20 protein-coding genes are annotated in these 18,159 nt (G+C 53.8%); 14 read left to right on the top strand and 6 right to left on the bottom strand.

Features of this window, described 5'->3' with window-relative positions:
• Positions 1-22: 22 nt before the first annotated feature.
• Both IP581_RS17030 and trxC read right to left on the bottom strand, forming a co-directional pair.
• The gene (locus IP581_RS17030) at positions 23-721 is read right to left on the bottom strand and encodes a tRNA-uridine aminocarboxypropyltransferase (RefSeq protein WP_193820943.1); all 699 of its coding nucleotides are present in this window, start codon (positions 719-721) and stop codon (positions 23-25) included.
• A 69-nt stretch (positions 722-790) separates the two neighbouring features.
• On the bottom strand, positions 791-1,210 hold the full coding sequence (gene trxC / locus IP581_RS17025) for a thioredoxin TrxC (RefSeq protein ID WP_020454759.1): 420 nt from the start codon (positions 1,208-1,210) through the stop codon (positions 791-793).
• Between the two features lie 204 nt (positions 1,211-1,414).
• Between trxC and IP581_RS17020 the strand changes: the two genes are divergently transcribed.
• Positions 1,415-2,533 (top strand): tRNA/rRNA methyltransferase, encoded by a 1,119-nt coding sequence (locus IP581_RS17020; RefSeq protein ID WP_097400243.1) that lies wholly within the window; start codon positions 1,415-1,417, stop codon positions 2,531-2,533.
• A gap of 208 nt (positions 2,534-2,741) precedes the next feature.
• Here the strand turns inward: IP581_RS17020 and ung are convergent, their stop codons facing one another.
• Complete coding sequence (gene ung, locus IP581_RS17015) at positions 2,742-3,431, bottom strand: uracil-DNA glycosylase (protein WP_097400244.1); 690 nt, start codon at positions 3,429-3,431, stop codon at positions 2,742-2,744.
• Between the two features lie 314 nt (positions 3,432-3,745).
• Between ung and grcA the strand changes: the two genes are divergently transcribed.
• The gene (gene grcA / locus IP581_RS17010; RefSeq protein WP_097400245.1) at positions 3,746-4,129 is read left to right on the top strand and encodes an autonomous glycyl radical cofactor GrcA; all 384 of its coding nucleotides are present in this window, start codon (positions 3,746-3,748) and stop codon (positions 4,127-4,129) included.
• Between the two features lie 42 nt (positions 4,130-4,171).
• On the opposite strand, the gene srmB is transcribed toward grcA, so the two are convergent.
• A complete protein-coding gene (srmB, locus tag IP581_RS17005; RefSeq protein WP_097400246.1) occupies positions 4,172-5,506 on the bottom strand; it encodes an ATP-dependent RNA helicase SrmB in 1,335 nt (444 codons plus the stop codon).
• Between the two features lie 129 nt (positions 5,507-5,635).
• On the opposite strand from srmB, the gene trmN reads away from it, so the two are divergent.
• The gene (gene trmN / locus IP581_RS17000; protein ID WP_193820942.1) at positions 5,636-6,373 is read left to right on the top strand and encodes a tRNA(1)(Val) (adenine(37)-N(6))-methyltransferase TrmN; all 738 of its coding nucleotides are present in this window, start codon (positions 5,636-5,638) and stop codon (positions 6,371-6,373) included.
• Here trmN and nadB read toward each other — a convergent pair.
• Positions 6,358-7,977, bottom strand: a complete 1,620-nt coding sequence (nadB, locus tag IP581_RS16995) for an L-aspartate oxidase (RefSeq protein WP_193820941.1) — start codon at positions 7,975-7,977, stop codon at positions 6,358-6,360. The genes trmN and nadB overlap by 16 nt on opposite strands.
• Positions 7,978-8,400: 423 nt before the next feature.
• On the opposite strand from nadB, the gene rpoE reads away from it, so the two are divergent.
• From rpoE to acpS, 11 genes are all read left to right on the top strand, one after another.
• On the top strand, positions 8,401-8,976 hold the full coding sequence (gene rpoE, locus IP581_RS16990; protein ID WP_000003307.1) for an RNA polymerase sigma factor RpoE: 576 nt from the start codon (positions 8,401-8,403) through the stop codon (positions 8,974-8,976).
• A gap of 31 nt (positions 8,977-9,007) precedes the next feature.
• Positions 9,008-9,658, top strand: a complete 651-nt coding sequence (rseA, locus tag IP581_RS16985) for an anti-sigma-E factor RseA (protein WP_097400249.1) — start codon at positions 9,008-9,010, stop codon at positions 9,656-9,658.
• Positions 9,658-10,611 carry a sigma-E factor regulatory protein RseB gene (rseB, locus tag IP581_RS16980; protein ID WP_086870706.1) on the top strand — a complete coding sequence of 318 codons (954 nt, stop codon included), beginning with the start codon at positions 9,658-9,660 and terminating at the stop codon, positions 10,609-10,611. Before rseA ends, rseB begins: the two co-directional genes overlap by 1 nt.
• Positions 10,608-11,087 carry a SoxR-reducing system protein RseC gene (gene rseC, locus IP581_RS16975; RefSeq protein ID WP_086870708.1) on the top strand — a complete coding sequence of 160 codons (480 nt, stop codon included), beginning with the start codon at positions 10,608-10,610 and terminating at the stop codon, positions 11,085-11,087. The genes rseB and rseC overlap by 4 nt, the downstream gene beginning before the upstream one ends.
• A gap of 156 nt (positions 11,088-11,243) precedes the next feature.
• Positions 11,244-13,043 (top strand): translation elongation factor 4, encoded by a 1,800-nt coding sequence (gene lepA, locus IP581_RS16970; protein WP_086870710.1) that lies wholly within the window; start codon positions 11,244-11,246, stop codon positions 13,041-13,043.
• A 15-nt stretch (positions 13,044-13,058) separates the two neighbouring features.
• Complete coding sequence (gene lepB, locus IP581_RS16965) at positions 13,059-14,033, top strand: signal peptidase I (protein WP_020454748.1); 975 nt, start codon at positions 13,059-13,061, stop codon at positions 14,031-14,033.
• A gap of 210 nt (positions 14,034-14,243) precedes the next feature.
• Positions 14,244-14,924 (top strand): ribonuclease III, encoded by a 681-nt coding sequence (gene rnc, locus IP581_RS16960; RefSeq protein ID WP_044489704.1) that lies wholly within the window; start codon positions 14,244-14,246, stop codon positions 14,922-14,924.
• The gene (gene era / locus IP581_RS16955; protein WP_020454746.1) at positions 14,921-15,826 is read left to right on the top strand and encodes a GTPase Era; all 906 of its coding nucleotides are present in this window, start codon (positions 14,921-14,923) and stop codon (positions 15,824-15,826) included. Before rnc ends, era begins: the two co-directional genes overlap by 4 nt.
• A 134-nt stretch (positions 15,827-15,960) precedes the next feature.
• On the top strand, positions 15,961-16,668 hold the full coding sequence (gene recO, locus IP581_RS16950; protein WP_086870715.1) for a DNA repair protein RecO: 708 nt from the start codon (positions 15,961-15,963) through the stop codon (positions 16,666-16,668).
• A gap of 66 nt (positions 16,669-16,734) precedes the next feature.
• Positions 16,735-17,466 carry a pyridoxine 5'-phosphate synthase gene (gene pdxJ, locus IP581_RS16945; RefSeq protein WP_017459035.1) on the top strand — a complete coding sequence of 244 codons (732 nt, stop codon included), beginning with the start codon at positions 16,735-16,737 and terminating at the stop codon, positions 17,464-17,466.
• Positions 17,466-17,846: a holo-ACP synthase gene (gene acpS, locus IP581_RS16940; protein WP_086870717.1), complete on the top strand. Its 381-nt coding sequence runs from the start codon at positions 17,466-17,468 to the stop codon at positions 17,844-17,846. The genes pdxJ and acpS overlap by 1 nt, the downstream gene beginning before the upstream one ends.
• Here acpS and IP581_RS16935 read toward each other — a convergent pair.
• Positions 17,843-18,103, bottom strand: a complete 261-nt coding sequence (locus IP581_RS16935; protein ID WP_086870719.1) for a YfhL family 4Fe-4S dicluster ferredoxin — start codon at positions 18,101-18,103, stop codon at positions 17,843-17,845. The genes acpS and IP581_RS16935 overlap by 4 nt on opposite strands.
• Between the last annotated feature and the right edge of the window lie 56 nt (positions 18,104-18,159).

Below are 18,159 nucleotides of genomic sequence, written 5' to 3'. Positions count from 1 at the left end.
GCAAAAGAGTGACCCGATGATATTAAACGTTTTCTGCGTCGTTTGCTGTGATGGCGGGCGAATGATGCGGTTTCCCCGCCAGGTAGCGTTCACGAAACAGGGTGAAGTGATCGCCGAGCGCTTGCGCTGCGGTGTTGTCGCCAGCGAGATCCAACAGGGCAATGGCCACTTCCGCCGTGCAGTATTGATCATCTGCATGCGCTTCCCTTAAACGATAGGCAGACACGCGTGAGAGATCGACGGAGATAACCGGTAATGCATCCAGATAGGGGCTTTTGCGAAACATTTTACGCGCTTCGGTCCAGGTGCCATCCAGCATAATAAACAGTGGCGGTTTGCCGGCGGCGGGAGCGTTCAACACCTGGCGTTCGCTGCCCGCATAAGAAGCCGGAAAGACAACCATCGGTTGGTACTTGTCGCTGGTACATAAATCGATCAGTGCTTGCGGTGGTTCGGTACGCGACCACTGAAAAGCCTGCGTATCAGGCAGGATATCGGCAATCAAACGCCCGGTATTGCTGGGTTTCATTGGCTCGGTGTCGAACATGACCAGGCAAAAGCGGCTGTTGGCGCAAGCCGGTTTTAAGGTATCACACAGACAGTTTTTCAGCGGCAGCAGGCAGCGCTGGCAGCGGCGAATGCGGTTGCCACGCGCCAGAAACGGGCGCGTCGAGCGGGCAAGGCGCTCAGCACGGAGTTGGAGAACAGCGTTATGGGTCATGAAGGTCGCGTAATAAAAACGCCATTGTCGCAGAGCTGAAAACGGGGCACAAGATGTGCCCCGAAGGGATTACAGTGATTCGTTAAGCCAGCTGTCGAACGGCGCTTTTGGCATCGCGCCACTCAGCATGTCCACCACTTCGCCATTTTTAAACAGCATAATGGTCGGAATACTGCGAATGCGGAAACGCGCACTGAGCTCGCGCTCGGCTTCGGTGTTAACTTTTACAAAGCGCACTTTGCCGCTGCGTTCTTCCGCAACATCTTCGAAAATCGGCGCGAAGTTGCGGCACGGGCCGCACCATGGCGCCCAGAAATCAACGACCACGGGCAGGTCATCTTTCAGCAGTTTATCCAGGGTTTCGCCAGTCGCATTGATCACATCTCCATCGAACAACTCATGTCCACAGCGCCCACATTTCGCGCCGTCGTTCATTCTTTCTTCAGGAATGCGGTTCAGCGCCTGACAGCTTGCACATACGGTATTCATAACTAACCTCAGGGAAACGATGGTACAAAGCGGCGTTTCGCCGGTATGTTTCTTCAATGTTACATATTATTGATAAGAAGGTTTTAAACGACAACGCGTTTTATTCAATGAGTACAATAGCCGATAACTTTTGAACGAATTAATGGCTAAGCGCCAGCACATCAGGTAATCTGCGCGCTTCGCGCAGCGCTGGTGGAGAAAAGCATGAACGATGAATTAAAGAATAAAAGCGGCAAGGTCAAAGTGATGTATGTCCGCAGTGATGATGATTCCGATAAACGTGGCTATAACCCGCGCACCGGGAAAGGGCCAGCACGTAGCGGAACGTCTTCGCGCGGTGGCGATGACCGTCGCACCTCCCGCGATGATAAAGGTCGTACTGGTCGTGACGACAGAAGTCGTTCTGCCCGCGATGACCGTGGCCGCCCTGCTCGTGATGACAGAAGCCGCCCGCAGCGAGACAATTTCAGCAACCACAGTGACTCACCGTGGCGTACTGTTTCCCGTGCGCCGGGCGACGAAACGCCGGAAAAACCGGATCATGGTGGTATTAGCGGTAAAAGTTTTATTGATCCGGAAGTGCTGCGCCGCCAGCGCGCGGAAGAGACGCGTGTCTATGGCGAAAATGCCTGTCAGGCACTGTTCAGTAGCCGTCCTGAATCGATTGTTCGCGCCTGGTTTGTGCAGAGCGTGACCCCGCGTTTTAAAGAAGCCCTGCGCTGGATGGCCGCGAACCGTAAAGCGTATCACGTGGTTGATGAAGATGAACTGGCGAAAGCCTCCGGCACAGAACACCACGGCGGCGTGTGCTTCCTGATCAAAAAGCGCAATGGTTTGAGCGTCCAGAAATGGGTGGCGAACGCCGCAGAAGAAGATTGCGTGCTGGCGCTGGAAGATGTAGGGAACCCGCACAACCTCGGCGCTATTATGCGCAGTTGCGCGCATTTCGGTGTGAAAGGCGTGGTATTACAGGATGCGGCAGTGGTTGAATCGGGCGCGGCAGTCCGTACCGCAGAAGGCGGCGCGGAACATGTTCAGCCGATCACCGGCGATAGCTTTGTCGATGCGCTGGAAGAGTTCCGTCAGGCGGGTTACGCGCTGGTGACGACGTCCAGCCACAACGGGACGCCGCTGTTTAAAGCCGAGTTGCCGAAAAAAATGGTGCTGGTGCTGGGCCAGGAGCGCGATGGTTTGTCTGATGTTACCCTGTCTCGTTCAGATTTAAGCGTCTCAATTGAAGGTACCGGCAACGTTGAAAGTCTCAACGTTTCTGTCGCAACTGGCGTGTTGCTGGCAGAGTGGTGGCGTCAAAATAAAGCCTGATCGCTACGTCAGGTGCAATAAAAAATGCCAGCGTAATGCTGGCATTTTTGTATTCTACTCGCTGAAAACCACATCCTGTGGACATGGTCATCAACACCTTTCTGGCTCTGCTTTATTGCCTTTGAATTTCACTCTCACGAGCCTGACAGAGGCGTTCGTACGCTCTTTCAGGGCGCAATCAATGCTGTCTTTTATAAAGGCGGATTTTTTACTGACTCTCGGCCGGTAATGTTGGCATCCAGTCGATTGGCGCTTCGCCCTGTTTTTCCAGCCACTGATTCGCCAGTACAAAATGGTTACAGCCGAAAAATCCACGGTGCGCGGAGAGCGGAGACGGATGCGGTGCTTTCAGAACATGATGGCGTTTTGTGTCGATAATCGCCCCTTTCTTCTGCGCGTGTGAACCCCAAAGCAGAAATACCACGCCTTCGCGATGCTCGTTAATCAGGCTAATCACTTTATCGGTGAAGGTTTCCCAGCCGAGGCTTGCGTGCGAGTGCGCCTGACCGGCGCGCACGGTGAGCACAGTATTAAGTAGCAGCACGCCCTGACGCGCCCAGCTTTCAAGGTAACCGTGTTGAGGGCGGACAAAACCTGGAATGCTGGCCTCCAGCTCTTTATACATATTCAGCAGAGAAGGGGGAGGCGCAATGCCCGGACGAACGGAAAACGCCAGACCGTGTGCTTGTCCGGGGCCGTGGTAGGGATCCTGGCCGAGAATCACAACTTTGACATCGCCAAGTTCAGTGAAGCGAAAGGCGTTGAACACATCTTTCTGCGGCGGATAAATGGTTGTCCCGGACTGGCGCTCAGCCGCCACCGTGTTAAGGGTGTTAATAAAGTACGGCTGCTGTTTTTCTTCTGCCAGCACATCATGCCATGTTAATGAAGTGGTCATCCCGCTCTCCTGCGAAGTTCGTTCCCTGTAGCTTAACTGCTTATTTCCCCGGAACAAAATTCACTGTCGTCTGTGAACGGTAATCCTAAAAATATTTTTAAAATTCACAAAAATTTTAAGTCGGCATGATTGGTGTAACTTGATATAAAACAAGTATATTACCCAATAGCCATTTTTACTGTGTGGTTTTTGTTGATTTAAATCAAAGAATGACGCATGCCAGACTGGTATATAAACAATCAGACAACAATGGTTTTACCAATTGGCCGGAATGAGTCCGGCGAATCAAATACTGTGCCTAAGGGAGGCTATGCATGATTACTGGTATCCAGATTACTAAAGCTGCTAATGACAACCTGCTGAACTCATTCTGGCTGCTCGATAACGACAAAGGCGAAGCACGTTGCGTGTGTGCCAAAGCCGGTTATGCAGAAGATGAAGTGGTTGCGATCAGCAAACTCGGTGACATCGAATACCGTGAAATTCCGATGGAAGTGAAACCGGAAGTGCGCGTTGAAGGTGGTCAGCACCTGAACGTTAACGTGCTGCGTCGTGAAACCCTGCTTGATGCCGTTGAACACCCGGAAAAATACCCTCAACTGACAATTCGTGTCTCCGGTTATGCAGTGCGCTTTAACTCTCTGACACCAGAACAGCAGCGCGACGTTATTGCTCGTACCTTTACTGAAAGCCTGTAATTTCAGGCACAGATAAAAACGCCGGGATATCCCGGCGTTTTTTTACTCTTCTGTATTTTGCGGCGCAGTACTTGCAGCGCTCGGCTTACGCCGTTTACCAATGTTTTTGGTGTCACGATGGCGTTGTTTCACACGCGGCTTCTCTTTTTCTTTCTCTTTTTTCTTCTCTGCCCGTTTCGCCAGCACTTTCTTCGACGGTTTGCCTGTCAGCTTTTCACTGGGCGCGCGCGTTTTCGCACGCAATTCGTCTATCACGCGCGGCTTCAGCGGCTCTTCAACATAACGACCGATTTTACCCAGCAACAGATGATCGTGCGCTTCGACCAGCGAAATCGCAGTGCCTTTACGACCTGCACGACCCGTCCGACCGATGCGGTGCAGGTAGGTATCGCCGCTGCGCGGCAGATCGAAGTTAAAGACGTGGCTGACATCATCGATATCAATGCCGCGAGCAGCGACATCGGTGGCGACCAGCACATTCACACGACCTTCCGTCAGGCGTTTGATCGCTTCGTTACGCTTCGCCTGCACCATCTCACCTTCGAGATAGCAGTTGTTAATGCCCGCTTCACGCAGCCAGTTTGCCAGCTCATGCACACGCTCGCGTTTGCGCACAAACACAATAGAACGACTTACTTCAGGTTGCTTGAGCAGATGCACCAGCAGCGCGGTTTTATGTGCGACGTCATCGGCACGGTAGTACCACTGGTGAATTTTCTTGCGCTCGCGCGTTGATGGCGTGGCGGAAACTTCGACAGGATCTTCCAGCAGGCGCTCGGCAAAGCTTTTAATGGCGTCGCCTTCCAGCGTCGCGGAGAACAGCATGGTCTGCTTGCGCCAGCGGGTTTCACCGGCAATGTGCTCAATATCTTGCGCGAAGCCCATGTCCAGCATGCGGTCTGCTTCGTCAAGGATCAGCGTCTCTACCGCGCGGCAGTCGAAGTTCTCTTCCTTAATATATTGCAGCAGGCGGCCAGTGGTCGCGACCACGATATCCTGGTTTTCGCTGAACACTTCCGCGTGGTTCATATACGCTACACCGCCGGTAATGGTGGCGATATCCAGATGCGTGTTAGCGGCAAGCTCACGCGCGTGATCGGCAACCTGCATCGCCAGTTCGCGGGTCGGCGTCAGGATCAGGATGCGCGGTGGGCCGGATTTTTTACGTGGGAAGTCCAGAAGATGCTGCAACGCAGGCAGCAGATATGCCGCTGTTTTACCGGTGCCGGTAGGGGCGGAACCGAGGACATCACGCCCTTCAAGCGCAGGCGGAATGGCGGCGGCCTGGATGGCGGTCGGGCGTGTAAAGCCTTTACTCTGGAGCGCGTCCAGCAGGCTGTCGTCAAGTTCGAGTTCGGAAAAAGTCGTTACAGTCATGATCTACCTCTGTGTGGGGCGCCGATTATAGACGTTACGGCTGCAATCTTCATCTGTTGTCTGCTTATTGCTTTTCCAGCGCTTTGCTTTCCCCTATGCTACACCGGTTTCCGAACCGAGGTTGTAAAGATGTCCCAGTCAAAGGCTCAGCTGCGCCGTGACGGCTTCACGTTTAAAGAATTCTTTGTTGCTCACGATCGCTGCGCCATGAAAGTGGGTACCGACGGGGTTATGTTAGGCGCGTGGGCGCCGGTTTCCAAAGCGCGGCATGTGCTGGACATTGGTACCGGCAGTGGGCTGCTGGCGCTGATGCTGGCGCAACGCACTTCTGCGGAGGTGACGATTGATGCCGTCGAACTGGATGTGCATGCTGCCGGGCAGGCACTGGAAAATGTTCAGGCCTCGCCGTGGGCTGCACGCATTACCGTGCATCAGGCGGATATCTGCCAGTGGGCCACGGAAAATACCGCCCGTTACGATCTGATTGTCAGCAACCCGCCCTATTTTGACGAAGGGGTGCAGTGTGCCACGCCTGAGCGCGACAAAGCGCGTTATACCACAACGCTTGATCATCAGTCCCTCCTGGAAATTGGCGCAACGCTGATTACGGAAGAGGGTTTTTTCTGCGTCGTTCTGCCGATTGAAATCAGCGAAGCCTTCGTCAACAAAGCGCAGACGCTGGGCTGGCATCTGCGTTTGCGTACGGATGTGACTGAAACAGAAAGCCGCCTGCCCCATCGCGTCCTGTTGGCTTTCTCTCCGCGAGACGGCGAAATGTTTGCCGATCGTCTGGTGATCCGTGGGCCAGATCAGCGTTATTCAGAGAGCTACACTGCACTGACCCAGGCGTTTTATCTGTTTATGTAGTTTTGTGGCGAGAGCACCGTCGGGCCGGATTCCGGCAGTAAATCGGGGTAATCCAGCGTGAAATGTAACCCACGGCTCTCTTTGCGCGCCATCGCACAGCGGACAATTAACTCCGCGACTTGCACCAGATTGCGCAGCTCCAGCAGGTTATTCGAGACGCGGAAGTTCGCGTAGTATTCATCGATTTCCTGCTGGAGCAGTGTTATACGACGCAGTGCGCGTTCAAGACGTTTAGTGGTGCGCACAATGCCGACGTAATCCCACATAAACAGCCGTAATTCGTGCCAGTTGTGTTGCAGAATCACCCGTTCATCGGCATCGTCCACGCGGCTTTCATCCCATGCTGGCAGCGTCGTGGCGGCCTGCGCATGCGGTATACGGTGGGCGATATCTTCCGCTGCCGACCAGCCATATACCAGACACTCCAGCAGCGAATTCGACGCCATGCGGTTCGCGCCGTGCAAGCCGCTATAGCTCACTTCCCCAATAGCATACAGCCCGTCGACATCGGTACGCCCGCGATCGTCAATCATCACGCCACCGCAGGTGTAATGGGCGGCAGGGACAATTGGAACGGGCTCTTTGGTTAAATCGATGCCAAGCCCGAGCAACTTTTCATAAATCATCGGGAAATGGTGTCGGATAAATTCAGCTGGTTTATGGCTAATATCGAGATACATGCAATCGACGCCGAGGCGCTTCATTTCATGATCGATCGCGCGCGCAACCACATCGCGTGGCGCTAACTCGCCTCGCGCGTCAAAATCGGGCATGAAACGGGTGCCGTCCGGGCGTTTCAGATGTGCACCTTCACCGCGTAGCGCTTCAGTGAGCAGGAAGTTGCGCGCCTGCGGGTGGAACAGGGCGGTAGGGTGAAATTGATTAAATTCCAGATTCGCCACCCGGCAGCCCGCTCGCCAGGCCATTGCAATGCCGTCACCGGAGGCGATATCTGGGTTGGTAGTGTACTGATAGACCTTCGAGGCACCACCGGTTGCCAGGACCACGGCTTTTGCCTGGCAGGTTTCCACCTGCTCTTTATTACGGTTCCATACCCATGCGCCCACGACACGGCGCGTTCCGGGCAGGCCAATTTTGTCGGAGATAATCAGGTCTACCGCATTGCAGCGCTCAAGCACGCGAATGTTCGGATGGTTAATCGCCTGGGTGACCAGCGTATTTTCGACCTCTTTGCCGGTCGCGTCGGCGCTATGCAGAATGCGGCGGTGGCTATGCCCGCCTTCACGCGTAAGGTGATAACTGGCTTCGCCGTTGGCAGCGATTTCGGTATCAAACAACACGCCCTGATCAATCAGCCACTGGACACACTGGCGCGCGTTGCTGGCGACGAACTCCGCTGCGTGGCGCTCGACAATTCCGGCACCGGCAATCAGCGTGTCTTCCACATGCGATTCGATGCTGTCGGTTTCATCAAATACCGCCGCAATACCGCCCTGAGCATAAAATGTCGAACCTTCGCTAATGGGACCTTTGCTTAAAACAATGACCTTATGTTTGTCCGCAAGCCGTAAAGCCACCGAAAGACCGGCCGCGCCGCTGCCGATGACCAGTACATCACAGGAGAGTTCAGGAGTCGTTTTCATGGTTTGTTTAATTTACTAAACAGTGTTTGCGCAGCATAGCACCGTAAGCGGAAGATGATCACTGTTTTTTGCGATCTTTGTACTAATGACTAAACATGCTGGTCGCGCCGGGAATATCCAGTCCGGAAAAAGAGATTAAGAAGCAGTTTGTTAGCTAAGGTGTATTAGTGGTGAAAAAAAAGCGGTATTGCGTTACTCTCTGGCGATCTTAAGGTCTTTTCTTTGAGAAAACACATTGTTCAAAGTTTGCAGACTTATAATGAGTGAGAATGAAAAGTCTGTAGAACGATGCACAAAAACAAAGGCGTAACGGAACTTTATTACAGACCGGTCCTCTAATTGGCTGCTTGCTCATATTGTGCAGTATTGGAGTGGCGTTTCTGGATACGCGTGGAAATTGGTTTTGGGGAGACTTTACCTCGGATGAGCGAGCAGTTAACGGATCAGGTCCTGGTCGAAAGGGTCCAGAAAGGAGATCAGAAAGCGTTCAACTTACTGGTGGTGCGCTACCAGCATAAAGTGGCGAGTCTGGTTTCCCGTTATGTCCCTTCGGGCGATGTGCCTGATGTCGTACAAGAGTCATTTATAAAAGCCTATCGCGCGCTTGATTCATTCAGGGGGGATAGCGCTTTTTATACCTGGCTATACCGAATTGCGGTTAATACAGCGAAAAATTACCTGGTTGCCCAAGGGCGCAGGCCGCCATCCAGTGATGTGGACGCAATTGAAGCAGAAAACTTCGAAAGTGGCGGCGCACTGAAAGAAATTTCGAACCCTGAGAACTTAATGTTGTCAGAAGAACTGCGACAAATCGTTTTCCGTACCATTGAGTCGCTCCCGGAAGATTTACGCATGGCAATTACGTTGCGGGAGCTGGATGGCCTGAGTTATGAAGAGATTGCGGCCATAATGGATTGTCCGGTAGGTACCGTTCGTTCGCGTATCTTCCGTGCGCGGGAAGCTATTGATAATAAAGTTCAACCGCTTATCAGGCGTTGACGATAGCGGGATACTGAAAAAGGTATTAGGCATGCAGAAAGAACAACTTTCCGCTTTAATGGATGGCGAAACGCTGGATAGTGAGCTGCTCGTTGAGTTGTCTCAGGATCCGGAAATGCAGAAAACCTGGGAGAGCTACCATCTCATCCGCGATTCCATGCGTGGTGATACCGCCGATCTCCTCCATTTCGATATCTCAGCCCGTGTCATGGCTGCGATTGAGAATGACGCTGTTCAGGCGCCGGCGCCGTTGATTCCTGAAGCTCAGCCCGCTCCTCACCAATGGCAGAAAATGCCGTTCTGGCACAAAGTGCGTCCATGGGCCAGCCAGCTTACCCAGATGGGCGTTGCGGCATGCGTATCGCTTGCTGTAATTGTTGGCGTCCAGCACTATAATGGCTCGGCTGAATCAACCCAACAGCCCGAAGCGCCAGTGTTTAACACGCTGCCGATGATGGGCAAAGCCAGTCCGGTGAGTTTGGGTGTTCCGTCTGATGCGACGGCAAATGCCGGTCAGCAACAGCAGGTGCAGGAACAACGTCGTCGCATTAATGCGATGCTGCAGGATTACGAACTGCAACGCCGTCTGCACTCCGAACAGCTTCAGTTTGAGCAGGCGCAAACACAGCAAGCTGCTGTTCAGGTGCCAGGAAATCAAACTTTAGGAACGCAATCGCAGTAATGAAGCAACTTTGGTGTGCCATGTCTTTTGTGGCAACTGGCTTGTTCTTCTCTGTCAACGCCTCGGCTGATGTTTCGTCCGGGGCGTTGCTGCAGCAAATGAACGTAGCGAGCCAGTCGCTCAACTATGAACTCTCTTTTGTCAGCATCAATAAGCAGGGTGTCGAATCGTTACGTTACCGCCATGTGCGTCTTAACGATCAGCCGCTTGCGCAGTTGTTGCAAATGGACGGCCCCCGCCGCGAAGTGGTGCAGCGAGGCAATGAGATCAGCTACTTCGAACCGGGTCTTGAACCTTTCACGCTTAACGGCAATTTCATCGTCGATTCACTGCCGTCGCTGGTGTATACCGACTTCAAACGTCTTTCTCCTTATTACGATTTCATCTCCGTGGGACGCACGCGCATTGCCGACCGGCTGTGCGAAGTGATCCGCGTTGTGGCGCGTGATGGCACCCGTTATAGCTATATTGTGTGGATGGATGAAGAAACCCGCCTGCCGATGCGCGTTGATCTGCTTGATCGTGATGGTGAAACCCTTGAACAGTTCCGCGTTATTGCGGTGACCGTCAACGGTCAGGTGACCAACAGCATGCAAACACTGGCGAAAGCGAGTTTGCCGCCGCTGCTTTCACTTCCGGCTGGCGATAAAGTTGCATTTAACTGGGAACCCGCCTGGTTGCCGCAGGGGTTTAGCGAAGTCTCTAGCAGCCGTCGCCAACTGCCGACCATGGATATGCCCGTTGAATCCCGTCTTTATTCCGACGGCTTGTTCAGCTTCTCCGTTAACGTTAACCGTGCTAATCAGAATAGCGCCGATCAGATGCTGCGCACCGGTCGACGTACCGTTAGCACAACGGTTCGCGATAACGCCGAAATCACAGTCGTCGGTGAATTGCCACCGCAAACCGCAAAACGTATTGCGGACAGTCTCAAATTTAGGGCCGCACAATGATAAAAGAGTGGGCGACCGTCGTTTCCTGGCAAAATGGTAGCGCGCTGGTCGAATGTGATGTCAAAGCTTCCTGTAGCAGTTGCGCTTCGCGTGCCGGTTGCGGCAGCCGTGTGCTGAATAAACTCGGTCCGCAAACTACGCACACCATTGCCGTGCCCAGTGCCGAGCCGTTAGTTGCCGGGCAGAAGGTGGAATTAGGCATCGCTGAGAGCAGCCTGCTGGGCTCAGCGGTACTGGTCTATATGTCGCCGCTGGTTGGTCTGTTTGTTATGGGGGCGATTTTCCAGACATTGTTTGGTCAGGATCTGGCCGCACTTTGCGGGGCAGTACTTGGCGGCGTCGGTGGTTTTTTACTGGCACGTGGTTTGTCGCCGAAGCTTGCTACCCGCAGCGAATGGCAGCCGGTTATTCTCAGCGTAGGCCTGCCTCCGGATCTTATTCGCGTTGATAACGCATCCGCCGAAAGCCAGCCGTAATATCCTCGTTAAGTCTTACAATTTCAGCGATACTTTTCTGCCTGGTATCAGCATTTCCCCGCATTGTGGTTGTAGTGTAGAATGCGGCGTTTCAGTACATTGACGTCAGGCGCGAACAGGCCTCTTAGTTACTCGTAAGGCATAAAAACTCACTATATGAAGAATATTCGTAACTTTTCGATCATCGCTCACATCGACCACGGTAAGTCGACGCTGTCTGACCGTATCATCCAGATTTGCGGTGGTCTTTCCGATCGCGAAATGGAAGCCCAGGTTCTTGATTCCATGGATCTTGAACGTGAGCGCGGCATTACCATTAAAGCGCAAAGTGTCACGCTGGATTACAAAGCCAACAATGGCGAAACTTACCAGCTGAACTTTATCGATACTCCTGGTCACGTTGACTTCTCCTACGAGGTTTCCCGTTCGCTCGCTGCCTGCGAAGGTGCGCTGCTGGTGGTGGATGCAGGTCAGGGCGTGGAAGCGCAGACATTGGCGAACTGCTATACCGCCATCGAGATGGATCTGGAAGTCGTACCGGTACTGAATAAAATCGACCTGCCAGCCGCCGATCCTGAGCGTGTTGCAGAAGAAATTGAAGACATTGTTGGCATCGACGCCACCGATGCGGTGCGCTGCTCGGCGAAAACCGGTGTGGGCGTGCCCGACGTGCTGGAACGCCTGGTGCGCGACATTCCGCCGCCGGAAGGCGACCCTGATGCGCCGTTGCAGGCGCTTATTATTGACTCCTGGTTTGATAACTACCTTGGCGTGGTTTCGCTGGTGCGTATCAAAAATGGCACCATGCGCAAAGGCGACAAAATTAAGGTGATGAGCACCGGGCAGGTTTATAACGCCGACCGCCTTGGGATTTTCACACCGAAACAGGTTGATCGCACCGAACTGAAGTGTGGCGAAGTAGGCTGGCTGGTTTGTGCAATTAAAGACATTCTCGGCGCGCCAGTGGGCGATACCCTGACTTCTTCCCGCAACCCGGCAGATAAAGCGCTGCCTGGCTTTAAGAAGGTGAAACCGCAGGTTTACGCCGGTCTGTTCCCGGTCAGCTCTGACGATTACGAAAACTTCCGCGATGCGCTCGGCAAACTGAGCCTCAACGACGCCTCGTTGTTCTACGAACCGGAAAGTTCCACCGCGCTGGGCTTTGGTTTCCGCTGCGGTTTCCTCGGTCTGCTGCACATGGAGATCATCCAGGAGCGTCTTGAGCGTGAATACGATCTGGATCTGATCACTACCGCGCCGACCGTAGTATACGAAGTGCAGACCACCAATAAAGAAGTGGTTTATGTCGACAGCCCGTCTAAGCTACCGCCGCTGAACAACATTGATGAGCTGCGCGAGCCTATCGCCGAGTGTCACATGCTGCTACCGCAGGAGTATCTTGGCAACGTTATCACGCTGTGCGTAGAGAAACGTGGCGTGCAGACCAACATGGTTTACCACGGTAACCAGGTTGCGCTGACTTATGAAATCCCGATGGCGGAAGTGGTGCTGGACTTCTTCGATCGCCTGAAGTCAACGTCGCGCGGTTATGCGTCGCTCGATTACAACTTCAAACGTTTCCAGGCCTCTAACATGGTGCGTGTGGACGTGCTGATCAACGGTGAGCGTGTGGATGCGCTGGCGCTGATCACCCATAACGATAACGCACCGTACCGTGGTCGTGAACTGGTCGAGAAAATGAAAGAACTGATCCCGCGTCAGCAGTTTGATATCGCGATTCAGGCGGCGATCGGTAACCACATTATTGCCCGCTCGACAGTGAAACAGCTGCGTAAAAACGTGCTGGCGAAATGCTACGGCGGTGACGTCAGCCGTAAGAAAAAACTGCTGCAGAAACAGAAAGAAGGTAAGAAACGCATGAAGCAGGTCGGCAATGTCGAACTGCCGCAGGAAGCGTTCCTTGCCATTCTGCATGTGGGCAAAGATAGCAAATAATCGTAAGGAGTTGGCATGGCGAACATGTTTGCCCTGATCCTGGTGATCGCGACACTGGTGACGGGTTTTTTATGGTGCCTGGATAAGTTTATTTTTGCACCAAAACGCCGGGAACGTCAGGCCGCTGCACAGGTTGCGACAGGCGATGCGCTCGATGCAAAAACGCTGAAAAAGATCGGTCCGAAGCCAGGCTGGCTGGAGACAGGAGCTTCCGTATTCCCGGTACTGGCTATTGTGCTGGTGGTGCGTTCGTTTATTTACGAACCGTTTCAGATCCCGTCTGGTTCAATGATGCCAACGCTGCTTATCGGTGATTTCATTCTGGTGGAGAAGTTCGCCTATGGAATTAAAGATCCGATCTACCAGAAAACGCTGATTGAAACCGGTCACCCGAAACGCGGTGACATAGCGGTATTTAAATACCCGGACGATCCGCGTCTGGATTACATCAAGCGTGTGGTTGGCGTGCCGGGCGATAAAGTGACTTACGATCCGGTGACCAAACAAGTGACCGTGCAGCCGAACTGTAGTTCTGGTCAGGCTTGCGGCAGCGCTCTGCCTATCACTTACAGCAACGTTGAAGAGAGTGACTTTGTGCAGACCTTCGGGCGTCGCTCCGGTGGTGAGGCAAGCAGCGGTTTCTTCCAGTTACCGAAAGGCCAGTCCCTGCCGGATGGTGTACGTTTAACCGAGCGTAAAGAGACGCTGGGGGATGTGACGCACCGCATTCTGACCGTGCCTATCGCGCAGGATCAACTGGGGATCTACTATCGTCAGCAGAGCCAGCCGCTGGCCACCTGGATTGTGCCGCCGGGCCATTACTTTATGATGGGCGACAACCGCGATAACAGTGCAGACAGCCGTTACTGGGGCTTTGTGCCGGAAGCGAACCTGGTTGGCCGCGCCACAGCAATCTGGATGAGTTTCGAAAAACAAGAAGGTGAATGGCCGACAGGCGTGCGCCTGAATCGTATCGGCGGAATTCATTAATTAGCCAGGGCGCAATCACCGCGATTGCGCCCTTAATTATTTCCAATATTATTCCCACCAGACTAACGACAACCCCGGTCGTTGCGTATAGAATATTCCCCCGAAGTTTAAGGCTGGTTCCCCCGGGCGCCACAGCACACGAAACCGCGTTGGTTTTCTCAGGTCGGTTTCGTGTGCTGCATTGTTGACGCATTTATTTATTGGTATCGCATGAACCCCATCGTAATTAATCGGCTTCAACGGAAGCTGGGCTACACTTTTCAACATCAGGATCTGTTGCAGCAGGCATTAACCCACCGCAGCGCCAGTAGCAAACATAATGAACGTCTCGAATTTCTCGGTGACTCTATTTTAAGTTATGTGATTGCTAACGCGCTCTATCATCGTTTCCCGCGCGTGGACGAAGGTGATATGAGCCGCATGCGCGCGACGCTGGTGCGTGGAAATACGCTGGCGGAGATTGCCCGCGAATTCGAGCTGGGTGAATGTCTGCGTTTAGGGCCGGGCGAACTGAAAAGCGGCGGTTTTCGTCGTGAATCCATTCTGGCAGACACCGTTGAGGCGTTAATTGGCGGGGTGTTTCTTGATAGCGATATTCAGACCGTCGAACAATTAATTCTGAGCTGGTATCAAACGCGCCTTGACGAAATTAGCCCAGGCGATAAACAAAAAGATCCAAAAACGCGCCTGCAGGAGTTTTTGCAGGGTCGCCATCTGCCGCTACCGTCTTATCTGGTGGTGCAGGTGCGCGGCGAAGCGCACGATCAGGAATTTACTATCCACTGCCAGGTCAGCGGCCTGAGTGAACCGGTGGTTGGCACGGGTTCCAGCCGTCGCAAGGCGGAGCAGGCTGCCGCCGAACAGGCGCTGAAAAAACTGGAGCTGGAATGAGCGAAGAAAAAACCTATTGCGGATTTATTGCCATTGTTGGACGTCCCAACGTTGGCAAATCCACCTTGTTGAATAATCTGCTTGGGCAGAAGATTTCCATCACCTCTCGTAAGGCGCAGACCACGCGCCACCGTATCGTTGGTATCCATACTGAGGGCGCGTATCAGGCGATTTACGTCGATACCCCAGGCCTCCATATGGAAGAGAAACGCGCTATCAACCGTCTGATGAACAAAGCTGCCAGTAGCTCCATCGGTGACGTTGAACTGGTTATTTTCGTTGTCGAAGGTACGCGCTGGACGCCGGACGACGAAATGGTGCTGAACAAGCTGCGTGATGGCAAAACACCGGTGATCCTCGCGGTCAACAAAGTGGACAACGTGCAGGAGAAAGCCGATCTGTTGCCGCACCTGCAGTGGCTGGGCAGCCAGATGAACTTCCTTGATATCGTTCCGCTGTCTGCAGAAACCGGTCTGAACGTTGATACTATCGCGGGCATCGTGCGTAAGCATCTGCCGGAAGCGGTGCATCACTTCCCGGAAGATTACGTGACCGACCGCTCACAGCGCTTTATGGCCTCGGAAATCATCCGCGAAAAACTGATGCGTTTCCTCGGTGCGGAACTGCCGTACTCGGTCACCGTGGAGATCGAACAGTTCGTGACCAACGAACGTGGTGGTTACGACATCAACGGGTTGATCCTTGTTGAGCGCGAAGGGCAGAAGAAGATGGTGATTGGCAACAAAGGTGCCAAAATCAAAACCATCGGTATTGAAGCCCGTAAAGATATGGAAGAGATGTTCGAAGCCAAAGTTCACCTGGAACTGTGGGTGAAAGTGAAATCCGGCTGGGCCGACGACGAACGCGCGTTGCGTAGTCTCGGTTACGTAGACGATCTCTAAGAGCCTGCTCTCTATGGCTCTCAGGTTGCAGGCAGACGGTCAGGCCGTGAGTATTCAGGCGCTTGCCCGAATAAACGCTCTGGATGAGCAGATGAAGCCAGCGCTCCTGCGGCTTGAAAGACGACGAGAATAATATGGAAGGCTGGCAGCGCGCTTTTGTTCTGCATAGTCGCCCATGGAGCGAAACCAGCCTGATGCTGGACGTCTTCACGGAAGAGTCTGGCCGTGTGCGCCTTGTTGCCAAAGGCGCACGTTCCAAACGTTCTAATCTGAAGGGCGCATTACAGCCTTTTACTCCTCTGCTGGTGCGCTTTGGCGGGCGTGGCGAAGTCAAAACGCTGCGTAGCGCGGAAGCGGTATCGCTGGCACTGCCGCTCAGCGGCATCACGCTCTACAGCGGTCTCTACGTTAACGAACTTATCTCCCGCGTGCTTGAACACGAGACGCGCTTTTCTGAACTGTTTTTTGATTATCTGCACTGTATCCAGGCTCTGGCGGGCGTCACCAGCACGCCGGAACCGGTGTTGCGTCGTTTTGAGCTGGCGCTGCTCGGTCATCTGGGTTATGGCGTTGATTTTCTCCACTGCGCCGGCAGCGGTGAGCCGGTCGATGATGTAATGACTTATCGTTACCGGGAAGAGAAGGGCTTTATTGCCAGCGTGGTGATAGATAACAGCACTTTTACCGGGCGGCATTTACGCGCCCTGGCGGAGCGGGAGTTCCCGGATGCCGACACGCTACGCGCCGCAAAGCGCTTTACCCGTATCGCGTTAAAGCCGTATCTTGGAGGCAAACCGCTGAAAAGCCGGGAGCTGTTCCGGCAGTTCGTGCCAAAAAAATAGCGGAATAACAACCGGGCTGGCGTGGCGAAGCGCGCGTCGGTACCTTTGAGAACATTGAGGATTGTCATGGCTGAATTACTGTTGGGCGTCAACATCGATCACATTGCCACACTGCGTAACGCGCGCGGGACGGCCTATCCGGATCCGGTTCAGGCGGCGTTTATCGCCGAGCAAGCGGGAGCCGACGGGATTACCGTGCATTTGCGCGAAGATCGTCGCCATATCACCGACCGCGACGTGCGCATTTTGCGCCAGACCTTGCACACCCGAATGAATCTTGAAATGGCGGTGACCGAAGAGATGCTGGCGATTGCCTGCGAAACCAAACCGCATTTTTGCTGCCTGGTGCCGGAAAAACGCCAGGAAGTCACCACCGAAGGTGGGCTGGATGTTGCCGGGCAGCGCGAGAAAATGCGCGATGCCTGTCAGCGCCTGGCGCAGGCGGGTATCCTGGTGTCGTTGTTTATCGATGCCGATGCTGAGCAGATCAAGGCCGCGGCGGAAGTTGGCGCACCGTACATTGAAATTCACACGGGTTGCTACGCAGATGCGAAAAGCGATGCCGATCAGGCAAAAGAGCTGGAACGCATTGCTAAAGCGGCGACCTATGCTGCAAGCCTCGGCCTGAAAGTTAACGCCGGACACGGCCTGACCTATCACAACGTCAAAGCCATTGCCGCGCTGCCGGAAATGCATGAGCTGAACATCGGCCACGCCATTATTGGCCGCGCGGTGATGAGCGGTCTGAAAGAGGCGGTAGCGGAGATGAAACGGTTGATGCTGGAAGCGCGCGCGTAATGGCGATTCTGGGATTAGGTACGGATATCGTCGAGATAGCCCGCATCGAAGCGGTGGTCGCCCGTAGCGGCGATCGCCTGGCTAAACGGGTGCTGAGCGACAATGAGTGGGCGCTGTATCAGGCGCATCAGCAGCCGGTTCGCTTCCTTGCAAAACGCTTTGCGGTCAAAGAAGCGGCGGCAAAAGCCTTAGGCACGGGGATCCGTAACGGGCTCGCGTTTAATCAGTTCGAAGTGTTTAACGACGCGCTGGGCAAACCGAGCCTGCGTCTTTGGGATGAAGCACTGCGGATGGCGGAACAGATGGGCGTGCGCACAATGCACGTGACGCTGGCGGATGAACGCCATTACGCCTGCGCGACGGTGATTATCGAGAGCTAAATCTTATCTGCGTGGTGCATCAGGACAAACTTGTCCCATAGCTGTTCTTCAGTTTCCACATGCGCCGGATCTTTGAGGATGGTATTAGGTATCGGGCACACTTTCTGGCAGGTCGGCGTTTCGTAGTGACCAACGCACTCGGTACACCGATCGCTATTGATCTCATAAATGCTGTCGCCCATCGAAATAGCGTCGTTCGGACATTCCGGTTCGCACATGTCGCAATTGATGCAGCGTTTTGTAATTAGTAAAGCCATTTCAAAGAATTACCGTCAAATCTGGATGCTATCTGGAAACTACTGGATGTTAACTG

This window comes from Kosakonia pseudosacchari (genome assembly GCF_015167415.1).
Lineage (GTDB): Bacteria > Pseudomonadota > Gammaproteobacteria > Enterobacterales > Enterobacteriaceae > Kosakonia > Kosakonia pseudosacchari.
This window is presented reverse-complemented; position numbering and strand designations above follow the sequence as displayed.